Annotated in this window: 13 protein-coding genes; 6 read left to right on the forward strand and 7 right to left on the reverse strand. The window is 70.2% G+C overall.

Features of this window, described 5'->3' with window-relative positions; all coding sequences use genetic code 11:
* The first annotated feature begins 69 nt into the window (after window positions 1–69).
* Window positions 70–2217, forward strand: a complete 2148-nt coding sequence (locus ABKA17_RS35855) for a glycoside hydrolase family 9 protein (protein WP_502994489.1) — start codon at window positions 70–72, stop codon at window positions 2215–2217.
* A 145-nt stretch (window positions 2218–2362) separates the two neighbouring features.
* A complete protein-coding gene (locus ABKA17_RS35860) occupies window positions 2363–3691 on the forward strand; it encodes a ThuA domain-containing protein (protein ID WP_353696525.1) in 1329 nt (442 codons plus the stop codon).
* A gap of 24 nt (window positions 3692–3715) precedes the next feature.
* Here ABKA17_RS35860 and ABKA17_RS35865 read toward each other — a convergent pair whose 3' ends face one another.
* From ABKA17_RS35865 to ABKA17_RS35895, 7 genes are all read right to left on the reverse strand, one after another.
* On the reverse strand, window positions 3716–4204 hold the full coding sequence (locus ABKA17_RS35865) for a carboxymuconolactone decarboxylase family protein (protein WP_353696526.1): 489 nt from the start codon (window positions 4202–4204) through the stop codon (window positions 3716–3718).
* A gap of 2 nt (window positions 4205–4206) precedes the next feature.
* On the reverse strand, window positions 4207–5283 hold the full coding sequence (locus ABKA17_RS35870; protein WP_353696527.1) for an NAD(P)H-dependent amine dehydrogenase family protein: 1077 nt from the start codon (window positions 5281–5283) through the stop codon (window positions 4207–4209).
* Between the two features lie 64 nt (window positions 5284–5347).
* Window positions 5348–5950, reverse strand: a complete 603-nt coding sequence (locus ABKA17_RS35875; RefSeq protein ID WP_353696528.1) for a hypothetical protein — start codon at window positions 5948–5950, stop codon at window positions 5348–5350.
* Window positions 5947–7416, reverse strand: a complete 1470-nt coding sequence (locus ABKA17_RS35880; protein WP_353696529.1) for an ATP-binding protein — start codon at window positions 7414–7416, stop codon at window positions 5947–5949. Before ABKA17_RS35880 ends, ABKA17_RS35875 begins: the two co-directional genes overlap by 4 nt.
* Window positions 7413–8096: a response regulator gene (locus ABKA17_RS35885; RefSeq protein ID WP_353696530.1), complete on the reverse strand. Its 684-nt coding sequence runs from the start codon at window positions 8094–8096 to the stop codon at window positions 7413–7415. Before ABKA17_RS35885 ends, ABKA17_RS35880 begins: the two co-directional genes overlap by 4 nt.
* 23 nt (window positions 8097–8119) lie before the next feature.
* On the reverse strand, window positions 8120–9673 hold the full coding sequence (gene murJ, locus ABKA17_RS35890) for a murein biosynthesis integral membrane protein MurJ (protein WP_502994490.1): 1554 nt from the start codon (window positions 9671–9673) through the stop codon (window positions 8120–8122).
* Window positions 9674–9828: 155 nt separating this feature from the next.
* Window positions 9829–11019, reverse strand: a complete 1191-nt coding sequence (locus ABKA17_RS35895; RefSeq protein WP_353696532.1) for a lipid II:glycine glycyltransferase FemX — start codon at window positions 11017–11019, stop codon at window positions 9829–9831.
* 217 nt (window positions 11020–11236) lie between these two features.
* Between ABKA17_RS35895 and ABKA17_RS35900 the strand changes: the two genes are divergently transcribed.
* From ABKA17_RS35900 to ABKA17_RS35915, 4 genes are all read left to right on the forward strand, one after another.
* The gene (locus tag ABKA17_RS35900; protein WP_353696533.1) at window positions 11237–12442 is read left to right on the forward strand and encodes a L,D-transpeptidase; all 1206 of its coding nucleotides are present in this window, start codon (window positions 11237–11239) and stop codon (window positions 12440–12442) included.
* A 275-nt stretch (window positions 12443–12717) separates the two neighbouring features.
* Window positions 12718–13404 carry a response regulator transcription factor gene (locus ABKA17_RS35905; protein WP_353696534.1) on the forward strand — a complete coding sequence of 229 codons (687 nt, stop codon included), beginning with the start codon at window positions 12718–12720 and terminating at the stop codon, window positions 13402–13404.
* The gene (locus ABKA17_RS35910; protein ID WP_353696535.1) at window positions 13401–14843 is read left to right on the forward strand and encodes a sensor histidine kinase; all 1443 of its coding nucleotides are present in this window, start codon (window positions 13401–13403) and stop codon (window positions 14841–14843) included. Before ABKA17_RS35905 ends, ABKA17_RS35910 begins: the two co-directional genes overlap by 4 nt.
* 197 nt (window positions 14844–15040) lie before the next feature.
* Window positions 15041–16456 carry a family 2B encapsulin nanocompartment shell protein gene (locus ABKA17_RS35915; RefSeq protein ID WP_353696536.1) on the forward strand — a complete coding sequence of 472 codons (1416 nt, stop codon included), beginning with the start codon at window positions 15041–15043 and terminating at the stop codon, window positions 16454–16456.
* The last annotated feature ends 51 nt before the right edge of the window (window positions 16457–16507 follow it).

Below are 16507 nucleotides of genomic sequence, written 5' to 3' on the forward strand. Positions count from 1 at the left end.
CATGACACGCTCCTTTTCATGGGAGCGCTCCCAAAGTCGCCCGCGCACGCCCTCCATCAGGAGCCGCTGATGCCCTCGTTCGCCTCGGTACGCCACCACGGCAGGCCTCTCGCAGTCGCCCTGCTGACGAGTTCGCTCCTCGTCGGCGGCCTGCTGACCGCCCCCACCGCCGCCGCGGCGACCAGCGCCTTGCGCGTCAACCAGGTCGGTTACCTGCCCGACGGCCCCAAGCGCGCCACCGTCGTCACCACGGCGAGCCAGTCGCTCACCTGGCAGCTGCGCAACGCCTCCGGAACCGTGGTCGCCTCCGGCTCCACCACCCCGCGCGGCGCGGACGCTCCCTCCGGCCAGTCCGTCCAGGTGGCCGACTTCTCCTCGTACCAGACCACGGGTTCGGGCTACGTCCTGACCGCGGACGGCAGCACCAGCGAGCCGTTCGACATTCGCGCCAACCTCTACGACGGGCTGCGCTCCGACGCGATGGCGTTCTTCTACCACCAGCGCAGCGGCATCGCCATCGACGCCTCCTTGGTGGGCTCCGCGTACGCCCATCCGGCCGGGCACCTCGGCGTCGCGCCGAACAAGGGTGACACGTCCGTCCCCTGCCAGTCCGGGGTGTGCGACTACACCCAGGACGTCAGAGGCGGCTGGTACGACGCCGGCGACCAGGGCAAGTACGTGGTGAACGGCGGCATCTCCACCTGGCTGGTCGTCAACTCCTTCGAGCGGGCGCAGCGCGCGGGCCAGGGCGCCGCGCTGGGCGACTCGACGCTGCGCGTCCCCGAGCGCGGCAACGGCACCCCGGACGTCCTGGACGAGGCGCGCTGGGAGTTGGACTTCCTGATGCGGATGCAGGTGCCGGTGGGCAAGCCGTACGCGGGCATGGCCTTCCACAAGATCCACGACGCGAACTGGACCGCCCTGCCGACCCGCCCGGAGCAGGACGCCCAACAGCGCGAGCTGCACCGCCCGTCCACCGCGGCGACCCTCAACCTCGCGGCGAGCGCGGCCCAGTGCGCCCGGGTGTTCCGCCCGTACGACGCGGCCTACGCCGACCGCTGTCTGGCGGCCGCCCGCCGGGCCTGGACGGCTGCTCAGGCCAACCCCGCGATGTACGCGCCGGATTCCGACAGCACCGGCGGCGGGGCCTACGGCGACACCCGGGTCACGGACGAGTTCTACTGGGCGGCCGCCGAGCTGTACGCGACGACCGGCGAGAGCGCCTTCCGGGACGCCGTGACCTCCTCGTCCTGGCACACCTCCGCCGACGCCTTCACCTCCTACGGCTTCGGATGGGCCGACACGGCCGCCCTCGGCCGGCTCACCCTGGCCACCGTCCCCAACGGTCTGCCCGCTTCCGACCTCGCACGCATCCGCACCTCGGTGACGTCGGCCGCCGACGGCTACCTCGCCAGGATGGCCGCGCAGGGCTACGCCGTCCCCCTCCCGGCGGACGGGTACTTCTGGGGCTCCAACAGCATGGTCGCCAACAACGCGGTCGTGATGGCCGTGGCCGGGGAGCTGACCGGCAACGGGCGCTATCGCAGCGGTGCGTTGGAGGCGATGGACTACCTGCTCGGCCGCAACGCCCTCGGCCAGTCCTACGTCACCGGCTACGGCGAGAAGGACTCCCGCAACCAGCACCACCGCTTCTGGGCGCACCAGGCGGACGCCTCACTGCCCAACCCTCCGGCCGGTTCAATGGCGGGCGGCCCCAACGACGACCTCCAGGACCCGGTCGCGCAGGCGAAGCTGGCCGGATGCGCGTCCGCCGCGTGCTACATCGACGACATCGGCTCGTACTCCACCAACGAGGTGGCGGTCAACTGGAACGCTCCGCTGGCCTGGCTCGCCGCCTACGCCGCCGAACGGACCTCCACCGGTGGTGGTGAGCAGCCCGCAGCGGCCTGCGCGGTCACCTACAAGGTGGACAGCGCCTGGAGCAACGGCTTCACAGCGACCGTGACTGTCAAGAACACCGGGCAATCCCCCGTCGACGGATGGCAGTTGGCCTGGAACTACGCAGGCGGCCAGCGTGTCACCAGCGCCTGGAACGCGACCGTCACGCAGAGCGGCACCGCCGTCGTGGCCCGCAACACCGACTGGAACCGAGCGATCGCACCCGGCGCGACGGCGAGTTTCGGGGTCCAGGCATCCCTCAGCGGCGACAACCCCTCCCCCGCGGCTTTCTCGCTGAACGGAAGCGCCTGTGACTGACTGACGGGTCAAGTGGCGTACATCGCGGACCGATTGGACTGGACCAAGGTATTGACAGGGGTTTTACGTCAGCTCTTAAATCACGGTGTGAAGTAACCCTGCTCATCAACCGCGTCCGACCGCCGCGCGCTCAGGAGGAGCAGCCATGCCTCGAACCACACCACCGCGGCCTCGTCGACACGCGCACCCCGAGTCACCCGTCAAGCGGCTCACAGTGCGGCTGCTGACCCTGCTGGCGCTCGTGCTGGCGCTGATCGTCCCGGCCCACTCCGCGACCGCGGCACCCCAGGCCGGTCCGTTCAAGGTGATCGCCTTCTACAACGGCACCTGGGACGCGGCCCACATCGACTTCGTGAAGGAGGCCAACGAGTGGTTTCCCCGGGCCGCGGCGGAGAACAACTTCACCTACCGGGCGACCACCGACTGGAACCTGCTGGCGAACGGCGGAGTGAACGACTACCAAGTCGTCCTGTTCCTCGACGACGCACCGCAGACAGCCGCCCAACAGGCGGGCTTCGAGCGGTACATGCGTGCCGGTGGCGGCTGGCTGGGCTTCCATGTCTCGGCGTTCACCACCAACGCCGGGCAATGGCCCTGGTACTACAACACCTTCCTCGGCAGCGGCAACTTCCGGTCGAACACCTGGGGTCCGACGACGGCGGTCCTGCGCACCGAGGACCGTACCCATCCCGCCACGGCCGCCCTTCCAGCGACGTTCACGTCGGCGGTCAGCGAGTGGTACAGCTGGTCCAACGACCTGCGGACCAACCCGAACATCAAGGTCCTGGCGTCCGTCGACCCCAGCAGCTTCCCGCTGGGCACCGACCCCAACCAGTCCTGGTACAGCGGCTATTACCCGATCCTGTGGACCAACACCCAGTACAAGATGCTGTACGCGAACTTCGGGCACAACGCCATGAACTACGAGACCAACACCCGGCTGTCCTCGACGTTCGCCAGTCCCACCCAGAACCGCTTCCTCCTCGACGGGCTCAAGTGGCTCGGCGGCGCCGGCAGCAATCCCACGCCCACTGATCCGATCTCCGAGACCACGTGGTACTCGCTGACGAGCAACGCGGCCGCGGTCTGCGTCGACGCACGCGGTGCGGCCACGGCCAACGGCACGGCGATCCAGCAGTACGCCTGCAACGGGACCCTCGCCCAGCAGTTCCAGTTCCGATCCACCGACAGCGGATACACCCGGATCACCAACCGCGGCAATCCCCAGCAGGTCATCGACGTCACCGGCGTGTCCGCCGCCGACAACGCACCCCTGCAGCTGTGGGCCTACGGCGGGGGCACCAACCAGCAGTGGCAGCCGGTGCGGGAGGCCGGCGGCGGCTACCACTTCGTCGCCCGGCACAGCGGCAAGTGCCTGAGCACGAACGGTACTTCCGCGAACGGCGTGCAACTCGTACAGCGCTCTTGCGACAACTCGGCGGCGCAGAGCTTCCGTCTGTCCGCTCAGCCCTGACACCGGGTCACAGGGACCTGCGTGTCAGGGACGGTGTGACGTCGGTAGGGCGCAGGTCGTGTCGAGGCCCAGTACGTGGTTGAGGCGGCCGAAGGCCAGCCATGAGCCGATGCTCATCGACAGCTCCACGATCTCCGCCTGGCTGTAGTGCTCCCTCATCCGTTTCCAGAACTCATCGTCCAAGTGGTGGTGATCGACGGCGTAACGCTCGGCGTACTCGGCGGCCAGCCGGGTCCGCTCGTCGAAGGCGTCCGTGGTGCGCCATCGCGTGACCGCGTCGAGGAAGCCTTCCTCGACCTTCTCCCCGTCGCGTTCGGTACGCCAGTCCAGGCAGAACAGACAGCCGTTGATCTGGGCGACACGCAGGCGGGCGGCCTCGAACTCGCGCAGTCCGAGGGTGCTGTGCTCGTAGACGGCCAGCGAGAAGGCGCCGGCCGCCGGGCCGATACCGGGGACCATGTCGCCCCAGACGTACAGGATGGGGTCGGCGCCCTCGGGGATGTCGATCTCCATGATCACTTCTTTCCCAGTCTGCCCACCGCCGGACGCAGCGGGACGTCGAGCGCGTCGTAGAGGCCGGGTCCGGCCTCTACCAGCCAGTCGATGGCGTTCACCAGCCGACCCACCGCCGTAGCGTTGCCCCCGGCGGCTCTGTTCTCCCCCTCGTCCGTGGCTTCGACCGTGACCTCGATGCGGGGGCGGCCTTCGATGATCACTCGGTGTGCGCCGGCCCCGCCGCCGGGTGGTGTCGGCCAGTCGGGGGCGCAGCCGGGGTGTATGCGGGTGACATGCTCGATGACGATGCGGGGTTCGCCCTCCACCACACCCCGCACCTCGAGGCGTACCGCTCCCTGAGTGCCGGCCGGGAACTCCCCCATCGTGTCGGTGACGACGGTCGTTTCGAGCGGGCGGCGTTCCAAGGTCTCCTCGATGCCGTCCAGTTGGGCGCCCAGCGCCCGCGCCATCATGCGCAGCTGTCCGCCCCAGATCATCGTCGGAATACCCTCGGCGAGCATCAACGGCTCGTAGTCCAGGGGGTGTCCCATGCCGATCAGATGGCGAACCGCTTCTTCCTGGTCGTAGGTGGAGTAGTCGAAGATCTCCTGGCAGCGGACGGCGTCGATGTCGGACCCGAGCCCGCTGATCAGCACCGGCAGCACGTCGTTGGCCCAGCCGGGGTCCACTCCCGACACGAACAGCGAGCCGCCCCCGGCCTCGACGGAGGCCAGCAGTACGTCGCGGATCTCAGCGGGGGCGTTCGTGGGGTCGTACATGCCGTACAGGGAGGGGGTGACGACCACCGCGCCCGTGCGCAGCGCACGGCCGATGTCCTCGATCGCGCCGTCCGGTCGGACGTCACCGGACGCCGCGTAGACCACAGCGCGAGGGGCCGTGGAGAGCACCGCGTCCACGTCGTCCGTCGCCGCCACTCCGAGGTGCCGGCCGAGTTCGCCGAGGTCGCCCGCGTCCTTGCCGACCTTGGCGGGGCTGGACACCAGCACGGCCACCAGGCTGAGCATCGGGTGCGCCGCGACCGCCCGAATGGCGGCGCGCCCGACGTTGCCTGTGCCCCAGACCACCGTAGGAATCATGGGCGGAGAGTAGTGATGCGCCCCATAAGTTCCCAGAGCCGTGCACAAGGAATCGAGGCGTCTCTCAGCCCGTCGCGTCGGACGGCGTGGCGACGCGGGCGAGTCCGCAGGTGTCCGACCTCGTTACGGAGTCCTGCCCCCTCAGCTCCACGACGACCTGCCCGTCGGGATCCTGGCTGTAGGCGATCGTGCAGGTCAGCTGACGCAGTGCGGTGCTGTCCAACTCCCCCAGGGCCAGCGGCACACGGGCGGTGACCCTCCCGTCCGAGGTGGGCTCGACCGCCACGGACCCGCCGCGGCCGATGCCGGGAAGCGCGGTGCTCAGACCCGCGGCCCGGTCCAGTTCCCCCGGGCCGTTGAGCAGTGCCAGGACGACCTTCTCCGTCGGCACCGGTCCCTCCGGGTCGCCGGCGTTCTGGTCTCCGGAGCCCGACACCTCGTACTCGCCGCCGAGCCCTGCCGAGGGGCCGGTCGTGCGGATCACGGGGCTCAGTCCTCCGTCGGGGGAACGGAAGAAGAGCAGCATGTCGTACTCGCGGTTGAGGAAGGCCTGGACGCTGGCTGGGCCGCCTGCCTCGATGACGTCGCTCTCCTGGATGCCGCAGCCGCCGAGCAGCGGTACGGCGGCCGCGACGGCGAGGGAGACGACCCGCAGACGTCGTCTCATCCGCAGGTCTCCTCCGTGTGCAGCGGTATCTCCACGGCGAAGACGGCACCGCCCCCGGCGCGGTTCCCGGCGTGGATCGTTCCGCCGTGCAGCTTCACGTTCTCCAGGGTGATCGCCAGTCCCAGGCCGCTGCCGGCCGAGCGGGTGCGGGCCGCGTCGGCCTTGTAGAAGCGGTCGAAGATGTGCGGGAGGGCCTCGGGGCGGATGCCGGGTCCGCTGTCCACGACATCGGTGATCAGCACGGGCGGGCCCGGGGAGCGTGCCTCGCTGCGCAGGCGCACGGTGACGGGTGCACCACCGTGCCGCAGGGCGTTGCCGACGAGGTTGGCGATCACGATGTCGAAGCGGCGCGGGTCGAGCCGGGCCCGGATGCCGTCGGGGAGTTCGACGCGGATCCGCTCGTCGGTCCAGTGCCGGTTGCGCAGGGTGCTGCGGATGGCCTCGGCGACATCGACCTCGTCGGCGTTCAGCTCGGCCGCGCGGGCGTCGAAGCGGGAGATCTCCATCAGGTCCTCGACGAGCACGGCGAGCTTTCCGGTCTCCGCGTTGACCAGCCGGACGGCCCTGGCGGTGTCGGCGTCCAGGCCTTCCGCGCCGTCGTCGAGGACCTCGGTGACGGCGAGCATTCCGGCGAGGGGGGTGCGCAGTTCGTGGGAGACGTCGGAGGCGAAGCGGCGGGCGCGTTCCTCGGCCTCGCGCAGTTCCCGCACGGACCGCTCGAGTTGTGCCGCCGACTCGTTGAAGGTGCGTGCCAGGTCCGTCAGTTCGTCGCTGCCGCGTACCGGGATCCTGGTGTCGAGTTTTCCGTTGCCCATGTTCAGGGCCGCCTCGCGGAGTTTGCGCACCGGGCGCAGCACACTGCGTGCGGCGATCAGGCCGGGTATCAGCGCGGCGGCCAGACCGGGTACGGCGCCGTCCCGGCCGGCCATGAGAAGGGCGTCGACGTTGATCTGCTCGTCGGTCATCCGCATGACGGCGTACAGGACGAGTCGGGTGGGCAGCACACTGTCCGGGCTCGCCTTGAAGACGGTGGGCATGGCGATGGTCAGGTAGGGGACGCCGTCCTTGACGACCCGCTCGAAGGTGCCGTGGGGGTTGGCCCGCGCGACACGGCGCAGTTCGGGTGTGATGACGGTGGAGACGGGGTTCTCGCCCGAGGAGGCGCGGATCGAACCGTACTCGGCGAACACCACCCAGGGATGCGGTTTGCCCTTGCGGGCGATGTCGCGCAGGACCTCCTCCAGGCCCTCCTTGCGCACGGGCAGGGAGAAGCCCGTCTGCTGGACCTGGTCGCGGAACGAGGAGACCGCCGTGTCCTGTGCCGTCTCCAGCAGTGCGTTGCGGGCTTCGCGGTAGGTCAGGGCGGCCGTCGTGCCCGCGCTGACGGCGGCGACCAGCACGAAGGCCAGCAACAGCCGCGTACGCAGCCCGAACGCCCTGATCCGCCACCGCTCACCGAGCGTCACAGCGGCCCGAAGCGGTAGCCGAAGCCCCGCAGGGTCTGAACGTAGCGAGGGCTGCCCGCCTCGTCCTCGATCTTGCCGCGCAGCCGGCGGACGCACGCGTCGACGAGGCGGGCGTCCGCGTGGAAGCTGTGCTCCCAGACGTGCTCCAGCAGCTGCTGTCTGCTGAACACCTGCTCGGGGGCGGCGCACAGGTGCAGCAGGAGCTTGAGCTCCGAGGGCGCGAGCGCGAGCGGCCGGCCGGCCTTGGTGACGGTCAACCCGACCCGGTCGATGGTGAGTTCGCCGTAGACCTCGATGGCCGGGCGGCCCGGGCCGCTGTCGTCCAGACGGCGCAGTACGGCCCGGATCCGGGCCTCGATCACCTCGGGGCGTGCGGGTTTGACGATGTAGTCGTCGGCACCGGCTTCGAGGCCGATGACCACGTCGAAGTCGTCGCCGCGCGCGGTGAGCATGATGATCGGCAGTTGGCTGTGCTCGCGGACCTGCCGGCACACCTGGACACCGGTCATGCCCGGCAGCATCAGGTCCAGGAGCAGCAGATCGGGGCGGAACTCGGCCAGCGCGTCGAGGCCGGCCTCACCGGTCGCGGTCGCCCGTACCTCGTGGCCGCGGCGACGCAGACCGAGTTCGACCCCCTCGCGTACGAACGGGTCGTCCTCGATGAGGAGCACGCGGGGCATGGGCAGTTCTCCCTAGGTGATGGTCAGGTACGGGTCCGTCTCCGGCGGATGCCGGAGAGCAGTGCGGCGAGTTCGGCGAGCCGCAGCGGACGGGCGAGCAGGGCGAAGGTGAGGACGACGGCGACCGCCCCGGCAGTTGCGGAGACCAGGGCGCCGGCCGGCACGGCACCCTGGGCCGCGAGATGGCCCAGGCCGGTGGCGGGGACGGCGGCGAGCAGCAGCCGCGCGTGCGCGCCGACGGCGGTCGAGCGCCAGGGGCGTGCGACGGCGAGCCGGCGGCTCAGGACCAGGCCGGTCACCGCCCAGCCCACGCACAGCGCCAGTGAGTACGCCGCCGCCATGCCCGTCACGGCCCAGCGGGCCGGCAGCAGGTGGGCCGCGGCCAGGGACAGTCCCGCGTTGAGGGCGACGATCACGAGGTTGAGCAGGAACGGCGTACGCGTGTCGGAGAGCGCGTAGAAGGCGCGGGACAGCACGTACTGCCCCGACAGGGCGATGAGTCCCGGCGCGAAGGCCATCAGGATCCCGGCCATGGCGGCCGTGTCGTCGGCGCTGGTCCTGCCGTATCCGAAGACGAGGGTCATCACCGGGTGGGCGAGGGCGAACAACGCGCAGGCTGCGGGTACGACGGCCGAGGCGCAGACGCGCAGGGCGTGGGAGACGTCGCGCCGTACCGCGGCGGTGTCCCCGTCGGCGGCGGCCGCGCTCATCCGTGGCATCAGCGCGGTGACCACGGAGACCGTGATGATGCCGTGCGGTACGACCCACAGGGCATAGGCGTTGTTGTACGCGCCGTATCCGGGGCCGCCGTCGAGGCCCGCGGTGGTGGCCAGCCGGGTGGTGACCCAGTAGGCGGCCTGGTTGGCGAGGACCAGCAGTACGAGCCAGCCGGCCGCGCGCAGGGGGCGGGTCAGTCCGCTGCCGCGCCAGTCGAAGCGGGGCCGCCAGCGGTAGCGGGCCGCGCGCAGCGCGGGGACGAGGGCGAGTGCCTGGACGGCGATGCCGGCGGTCGTGCCCCAGCCGAGGACGGCGGTCTCGGTCGCGGTGAGGGTGTCCCCGCCACCCATGGCCAGGGCCAGGTACAGGCCGAAGACGGTCATGACGACGACGTTGTTCAGGACCGGCGCCCACATCATCGCGCCGAACCGGCCCCGCGCGTTGAGTATCTGCCCGAGCAGCGTGAACAGTCCGAGGAAGAAGATCTGGGGCAGGCAGTAGCGGGCGAGCGCGGTCGTCATGGCCGCCTGTTCGCCGGTGTAGTCGGTGTACGCGTCGATGATCGCGGGAGCCGCCCATACCGCGGTCGCGGTGATCGCCAGCAGGGCGGCGACGCAGACCGTCACGAGACGGTCGGTGTACGCGGCTCCCCCGTCCTCGTGCTCCTTGGCGGCCTTGACCAGCTCGGGCACGAAGACGGCGTTCAACGCGCCGCCCAGGAGCAGCACGTAGACGATGGTGGGCAGGGCGTTGCCGACCGCGTAGCCGTCGGCGGTCGGCCCGATGGTGCCCAGCGCCGCCGCGACCACGGCGGAGCGGGCGAAACCGGTGGCGCGGGAGACGACGGATCCGGCGGCCATCACGGCACTGCCGCGTGCCGCCGAGACTTCCTTCGTGGCCCCCGCCGCCTTCGTGGCCTCCGCCACCTCGGTCGCCTCCAGGTCCTGTGCCGGCTCTGCCGCGTCCGTGCTGTCCGTGCTGTCCGTGCCGGTCGACGTGCCCGGCGTCTGCTGTCTCATCGGCGCTTCAGGTACGCCTGAAAGGCGCGATGAATCGCGTGGTTGGCGCTGCCGCCCAACACCATCTCCCATTCCCCCAACGTCTCGACGACCTGCCCCCCGGTGCCGAGCTTCCACCGCAGCAGCCCGTACGCACGTTCCCCAGGATCGAGAGTGGAGGGTACCCCGCGCATGTCGTAGACGTCGGCGCCGAGGGCGTGCGCGTCCAGCAGCATCCGCCATTGCAGGGCGTTGGAGGGCCGGACCTCACGACGGTGGTCGGCGGAGGCGCCGGTCTGGTACCACGCCCGGTTGCCCACCGTGATCATCGTGTGGGCGGCCAGGGTCTCCCCTTGGTGACGGGCCAGGTAGAGCTTCATCCGGCCCGGTTCCTCGGCGTTGAGCGCCGCGTACTGACGCTCGTAGTAGGCGAGGGAGCGGCCGAGCCGGAAGCCGTCGCGTCGCTCGGTGATGTCCAACAGCCGGTAGAACTCGGGGAGTTCGGCGGCGCTGCCCACCACCACCTCCACGCCCTCCTTCTGGGCGCGACGCACGTTCCGGCGCCACTCCTGGTTCAGCCCGGACCACAGGTCCTCGGTGCTGCGTCCGGCGAGCGGAACGTGGAAGACGTGCCGGGGCTGGGCGTCGGCGCCGGTCCCGTCACCACCGCAGCGGCGCCAGTCCCGGGCCCGCAGTCGCTCGGCCACGGCGCTGCCGAGCGGGTCGACCTCACTGGCGAGGACGTCGCCCAGCCGCCGGCCCGGACCTGCGAGGGGCTTGAGCAGGGCGGCGTCCCAGCGCCGGTAGGCGGGCGACGGGCCGATACGCACGGCGAAGGCACCCGCGCGGCGCAGGTGTTCGAGGAGCGGATCGAGCCAGCCGTCGATGTCGGGGTCGTTCCAGTCGGCGACGGGCCCCTCGGGGAGGTAGGCGAAGTACTTGCGGGTGCCGGGGAACTGCCGCAGCAGTACCAGGGCCACACCCGCCAGTGCGCCCGCCTCCGGATCCGGCCCCCAGCCGAGCAGCTGGGCGCGCCAGCCCTCCTTGACGTCGGCCCAGGAGGGGCACTGAAGGAAGCCGGCGCCGAGCGCGGTGCCGTCGGGGGACGCGAGGAAGGCGCGGTATGTCTGAGCGGTGATGGTCCGCAGGGCGAAACCCTCGTTCCGTGCTTGGCACACACGGCTGGGTGGCACGAGCAGCGCTGACACAGTCTGAGCCTCTCCTTCTCCCCGGACCTCTCGCGGGGACGCAAAGAATGCTCACAGCGGGCCATGACCGCTCCGCGCGCCGAATGTGACCGGACCATGACCGTTCCTCACCAGTCGCCGTCACATTGCCCTATAGCGGCTGACCTCGGGTTTTCCCGCTCTACAGTCACGACATCGCCGACTTACCCACCCGTTCTCGTCCTTCTCGGAGGTCCCGATGTCACGCACATCCGCACTCGCCCACGCCCACGTCCGGACCGCCGTCGTGGCCGCCCTGCTGGTGCCGCTCGCCGCCTGCTCGTCGAACGCCGGCTCCGGCTCGCCGGACGACAAGCCGGCGTCGAGCGCCGACGACCGTCCCGTCACGGTCACCGTCACGCCCAAGGGAGACCAGGTGCGGGCGGGCGACTCCGTGCGGATCACGGCCGCGCACGGCCGGCTCACCGCGGTCACCGTCGCCGACGCCGAAGGTCACAAACTCACCGGCAAGCTCGCCGGCGACGGCCGGTCATGGGTCTCCGACCGCAAGTCCGTACCCGGCACGGCGTACTCGGTGACGGCGGCGACCAGGACCGAGGGCGGCACCGCCAAGAGCACCGAGGCCGCCTTCACCACGGCTCCCGCGAACAAGGTCAACAAAGTCGACTGGCGCCCGGGCACCGGCACCACCGTCGGCGTCGCCCAGCCGATCTCCCTGGTCTTCGACAACCCGGTCAAGAACAAGGCGGAGGTCGAGAAGCAGCTTCGGATCACCACCTCCAACGGCACCGAGGGGTCCTGGGGCTGGCTCCAGGACTGGTCGGGCAGGGACCGGGTGGACTGGCGGCCCAAGTCGTACTGGAAGCCCGGAACCAAGGTGACGCTCGACGCCCAGCTCAACGGCACCGACTCGGGCGCGGACGGCGGCTGGTTCGTACGCGACTACACGACCACCGTCACCATCGGCGCCCGGCAGATCGTCAAGGTCGACCTCGACGACCATCAGCTCACCCTCACGCGCGACGACAAGACCGTCCGGCGCATACCGGTCTCCGGCGGCACCCCCGGCGGCGACAAGCGCTCATGGCGCGGAACCGCCGTACTCATGGCCAAGGAGGGCACGATCAACATGAACTCCGAGACCGTGGGCCTCGCCGACGCCTACAACAAGATGGTCGACTACTCGATGCGGCTGACCTGGTCGGGCATGTACGCGCACGCCGCCCCGTGGAACGCCCGCTACTTCGGCAACACCAACCACAGCTCCGGATGCATAGGCATGAGCGACGCGAACGCGGCCTGGTTCTACCGACAGGTGCGGCCCGGCGACCCGTTCGAGATCACCGGCAAGGACACCAAGGGCGTCGTCGCGCCCGGGAACGGGTTCGGCGCCTGGAACCTCTCCTGGACCGAGTGGCAGCAGAAGAGCGCGCTGCGCCGGTGAGCGCGCGTACCGCCCGGCTCGCTCTCGTCGAAAGAGGACTCCTGGGACAGCTACCCGTATTGCCCGCGGGTGCCGCCGAACGACAAGACTCCGGAAGCCCGTCCATGCCCCCCGATCCCGGGCTTCCGGAGCCTCGGCTTCCCCCGGGCCCGCATCCGTTGCTCCCCTCCGCCGCGGGCCGTGGAAAGACGGTGGCACGACCGGCCTGTGGGGAACCTGAAGGTTCCTGAAGGGTCTTCAGGTTCCCCACAGGACCGAGCGGTCATGCTGATGCCATGCGGATACTGGTGGTTGAGGACGACCAGCGCCTGGCAGAGCTACTGCGCCGCGGACTGGTCGCCGAGGGCTACGCCGTCGACGTCGCGCACGAGGGCCCCCACGGTCTGGAGATGGCCCTGGACAACGACTACGACGCTCTCGTACTCGATGTGATGCTGCCGGGCCTCAACGGCTACCGGCTCTGCGCGCAGTTGCGGGAGGCCGGGATGTGGAACCCGGTGCTGATGCTCACCGCCAAGGACGGCGAGTACGACCAGGCCGAAGGTCTGGACATCGGCGCCGACGACTACGTCACCAAGCCCTTCTCCTTCGTCGCCCTCACCGCCCGGCTGCGCGCCCTGATCCGACGTGGCCGCCCGCAGCGGCCGTCCGTCATACGGATCGGTGACCTGGAGATCGACCCGGCCACCCGCCGCTGCCGCCGCGACGGCACCGAACTCGCCCTGACGGCCCGCGAGTTCGCCGTACTGGAATACCTCGCCCGCCATGACGGAGGGACCGTGACCAAATGCGAGGTACTGGAGCATGTGTGGGACGACCGCTTCGACGGCGACGTGAACATCGTCGAGGTCTACATCAGCGCCCTGCGCCGCAAGATCGACACCCCGTTCCAGCGTCGCACCATTCGCACCGTGCGCGGTGTCGGCTACCGCCTGGACGCCGATGAAGGGCCCCGGCCATGACGGCGCTGGGTGCGCTACGGCTTCTGGGCCGGTTCCGTCCGGCCACGCTGCGCATGCGACTGACCCTCTTGGCGGCCGTGCTCGCGGTGGTGCCCCTGACCGCGGCCGCCGCCGGCGTCGCCGTCGCGACCCGCGCCTCGCTGCTGCAGGACGCCCAGCAACGCAGTACGAGGCCGGACCTCAGCTACGCCGTGGTGGCGGAGGGAAGCCGACGAGTCCTCGACCGCGGCAAGCCCGTTCCCGAGTGCGGATCCACGTCACCCACGCCACGGGATCACCGGCAGGTCGGCTTCTGCACCTACCTGTACGACCTGAGCACCACGAAGCCGTCCATGCCGGGCAACCCCTCCGTCCACGACCGGCTGACCAGCCGTGGCGCGTTGTCCCTCACCCCATGGACCGACCCGTTCACCGGCCCGACTCCGATCCGGCAGGCCAACGCGTACGTCAACCTTCAGGGTTACGTCGTCATGGTCTACTCCCTCGAGTCCGCCCAGGCCCGCCTCAACACCTTGATCTGGTCCCTCATCGGCGGTGTGCCGGCCCTGACACTGCTGATCTCCGGCAGCACGTGGTGGGCGGTCGGCCGGGTGCTGCGCCCGGTGGAGACGATCCGGGCGGACTTCGCCGAGCTGAGCGCGCATCACCTCGACAGGCGGGTCCCCGTTCCCCGGTCCGGGGACGAGGTGGCCCGGCTGGCCGCGACGATGAACGCCACGCTGGAGCGCCTGCAGAGCGCGGTCGAACGGCAACGCCAGTTCACCGCGGACGCCTCACACGAGTTGCGGACCCCCCTCGCCTGTCTGCGCACCGAGCTCGAACTCGCCCTCAACGCCCCCGCATCCGCCGACTGGCCCCAGGTGGTCCGCGACGCGCACCAGGACACCATGCGACTGCAGGACCTCACCGAAGATCTCCTGCTCCTGGCCCGGCTCGACGCCGAACGCATCGGCGCGCGCCCGGACCGCGGCGTCGACCTCACCGACCTGGTCCGCGAGGAGACCGCCCGCCGCCGCACGACCCGCGATCTCACCGTCGACGTACAGTCCGTGCCCGGCCCCGTGACGGTCGACGGCCACTCCGCGCTGCTCGCCCGTGTCCTCGGCAACCTGCTCGACAACGCGGTACGCCACGCCTCCTCGACGGTCACTGTGCGACTGACTCACGACACGGACCAAGGAGTCGCGATCATCGACGTCCAGGACGACGGCGCCGGAATCCCGGCACAGGACCACGAACGGGTCTTCGAACGCTTCACACGACTCGACAACGCCCGCGCACGCGATAGGACCGGCGGCCTGGGCGGCACAGGGCTGGGTCTGGCCATCGCCCATCGCATCGCCACCGCCCATGACGGAACCCTCACCGTCACTCCCAGCCCCCGCGGCGCACATTTCACCCTCCGACTCCCTTGCAGGGCAACGTGGTCGAACCAGTAGGTCAGTCGCAGCAGTTCGCCGGTGTGGCGCGATCTCGCTTGTCGGTTCGATAAACCGTATTCGAATGATTGTCACTGCTTCGAAGTATGCACCTGGCTTCTCCGGGCGATGCGGCTCGACCGGCCATTACGGTCCTGCGGGTGGATGGATCACCGAAATCGCCGCCCCCGTTGCCACGCAAGGAGTAGCCCACCCCGATGACCGTGGACAGCAGCCCGGAAACCCAGGCCGCACCAGCCGTGCCGCAGCAGTCCCTCAGCACCGCCGCCGCGCGCAACCTCACCACCACCACGAAGTCCGCCCCGCAGATGCAGGAGATCACCTCCCGCTGGTTGCTGCGGATGCTCCCCTGGGTCGAGACCAAGGGCGGCGCCTACCGGGTCAACCGGCGGTTGCGTCACACCGTCGGCGACGGGCGCATCGAGTTCGTGCAGGAGGGTGCCACCGTCCGTGTCATCCCCCGGGAGCTCGGCGAACTGGCCCTGCTGCGGGGCTTCGAGGACCTGGACGTCCTCACCGCCCTCGCCGAGCGCTGTACCCAGCGCGACTTCGCCGCCGGCGAGGTCATCGCCGAGCGCGGCAGCCCGGCGGACCGGCTCCATCTCATCGCCCACGGGCGCGTGAGCCAGTCCGGTGAGGGCAAGTACGGCGGGGAGATCTCCGTCGCGGTGCTCGCGGACGGCGACCACTTCGGCGAGAACGCCCTTCTGGACGCAGACGCCCGCCACGACTACACGGCCACCGCCGAGACCGCCGGCACCCTCCTCACCCTCTCCCGCGCCGACTTCGCCGCCGTGCAGGGCTCGGCGCCCAGTCTTCAGGCGCACATCACGGCGTTCAGCTCCGCCACCCGGCGGCGGCAGAACAAGCACGGTGAGGCCGAGATCGCCATGTCGGCCGGTCATGTCGGCGAGGCCGACCTGCCGAGCGCCTTCGTCGACTACGAGCTGAAGCCTCGTGAGTACGAGCTCTCCGTCGCCCAGACCATCCTGAGGATCCACACCCGGGTCACGGACCTCTACAACGGGCCGATGAACCAGACCGAGGAACAACTCCGGCTGACCATCGAGGCGTTGCGCGAGCGCCAGGAGCACGAGCTCATCAACAACCGTGAGTTCGGACTGCTGCACAACGCCGACTTCAAGCAGCGCATCCAGACCCACTCCGGCCCGCCGACCCCGGACGACATGGACGATCTGCTCTGTCGGCGCCGCGGCACGAAGTTCTTCCTCGCCCACCCGAGGACGATCGCCGCGATCGGACGCGGCTTCAACGCCTGCGGGCTCTACCCGGACCACGTCGATCTGGGTGGGCAGTCCGTCCCGGCCTGGCGCGGGGTCCCCATCCTGCCCTGCAACAAGATCCCCATCAGCCGCGAACAGACCAGCTCCATCATCGCCATGCGCACGGGCGAGAAGAACCAGGGAGTCATCGGTCTGCGGCAGACCGGGCTGCCGGACGAGGTCGAGGAGGGGCTCTCCGCTCGTTTCATGGGCATCAACGAGCAGGCCGTCATCTCCTATCTCGTCAGCACGTACTTCTCCGCCGCGGTGCTGCTGCCCGACGCGCTCGGCGTGATGGAGAACGTGCAGATCGCCCGCGGACGCCACTGAGGACTTGCCGCGCTCACCGCACCGCCGCAAGGACACCGCAGCAAGGAGGAG

Source organism: Streptomyces sp. RG80, assembly GCF_040446465.1.
In the GTDB taxonomy this organism is placed as follows: domain Bacteria; phylum Actinomycetota; class Actinomycetes; order Streptomycetales; family Streptomycetaceae; genus Streptomyces.

Coding starts and splice junctions, on each gene's coding strand:
- ABKA17_RS35900 (WP_353696533.1), top strand. CDS start 11,237: ATGTCACGCACATCCGCACTCGCCCACGCCCACGTCCGGACCGCCGTC.
- ABKA17_RS35910 (WP_353696535.1), top strand. CDS start 13,401: ATGACGGCGCTGGGTGCGCTACGGCTTCTGGGCCGGTTCCGTCCGGCC.
- ABKA17_RS35905 (WP_353696534.1), top strand. CDS start 12,718: ATGCGGATACTGGTGGTTGAGGACGACCAGCGCCTGGCAGAGCTACTG.
- ABKA17_RS35875 (WP_353696528.1), bottom strand. CDS start 5,950: ATGAGACGACGTCTGCGGGTCGTCTCCCTCGCCGTCGCGGCCGCCGTA.
- ABKA17_RS35855 (WP_502994489.1), top strand. CDS start 70: ATGCCCTCGTTCGCCTCGGTACGCCACCACGGCAGGCCTCTCGCAGTC.
- ABKA17_RS35865 (WP_353696526.1), bottom strand. CDS start 4,204: ATGGAGATCGACATCCCCGAGGGCGCCGACCCCATCCTGTACGTCTGG.
- ABKA17_RS35885 (WP_353696530.1), bottom strand. CDS start 8,096: ATGCCCCGCGTGCTCCTCATCGAGGACGACCCGTTCGTACGCGAGGGG.
- ABKA17_RS35870 (WP_353696527.1), bottom strand. CDS start 5,283: ATGATTCCTACGGTGGTCTGGGGCACAGGCAACGTCGGGCGCGCCGCC.
- ABKA17_RS35860 (WP_353696525.1), top strand. CDS start 2,363: ATGCCTCGAACCACACCACCGCGGCCTCGTCGACACGCGCACCCCGAG.
- murJ (WP_502994490.1), bottom strand. CDS start 9,673: ATGGCCGCCGGATCCGTCGTCTCCCGCGCCACCGGTTTCGCCCGCTCC.
- ABKA17_RS35915 (WP_353696536.1), top strand. CDS start 15,041: ATGACCGTGGACAGCAGCCCGGAAACCCAGGCCGCACCAGCCGTGCCG.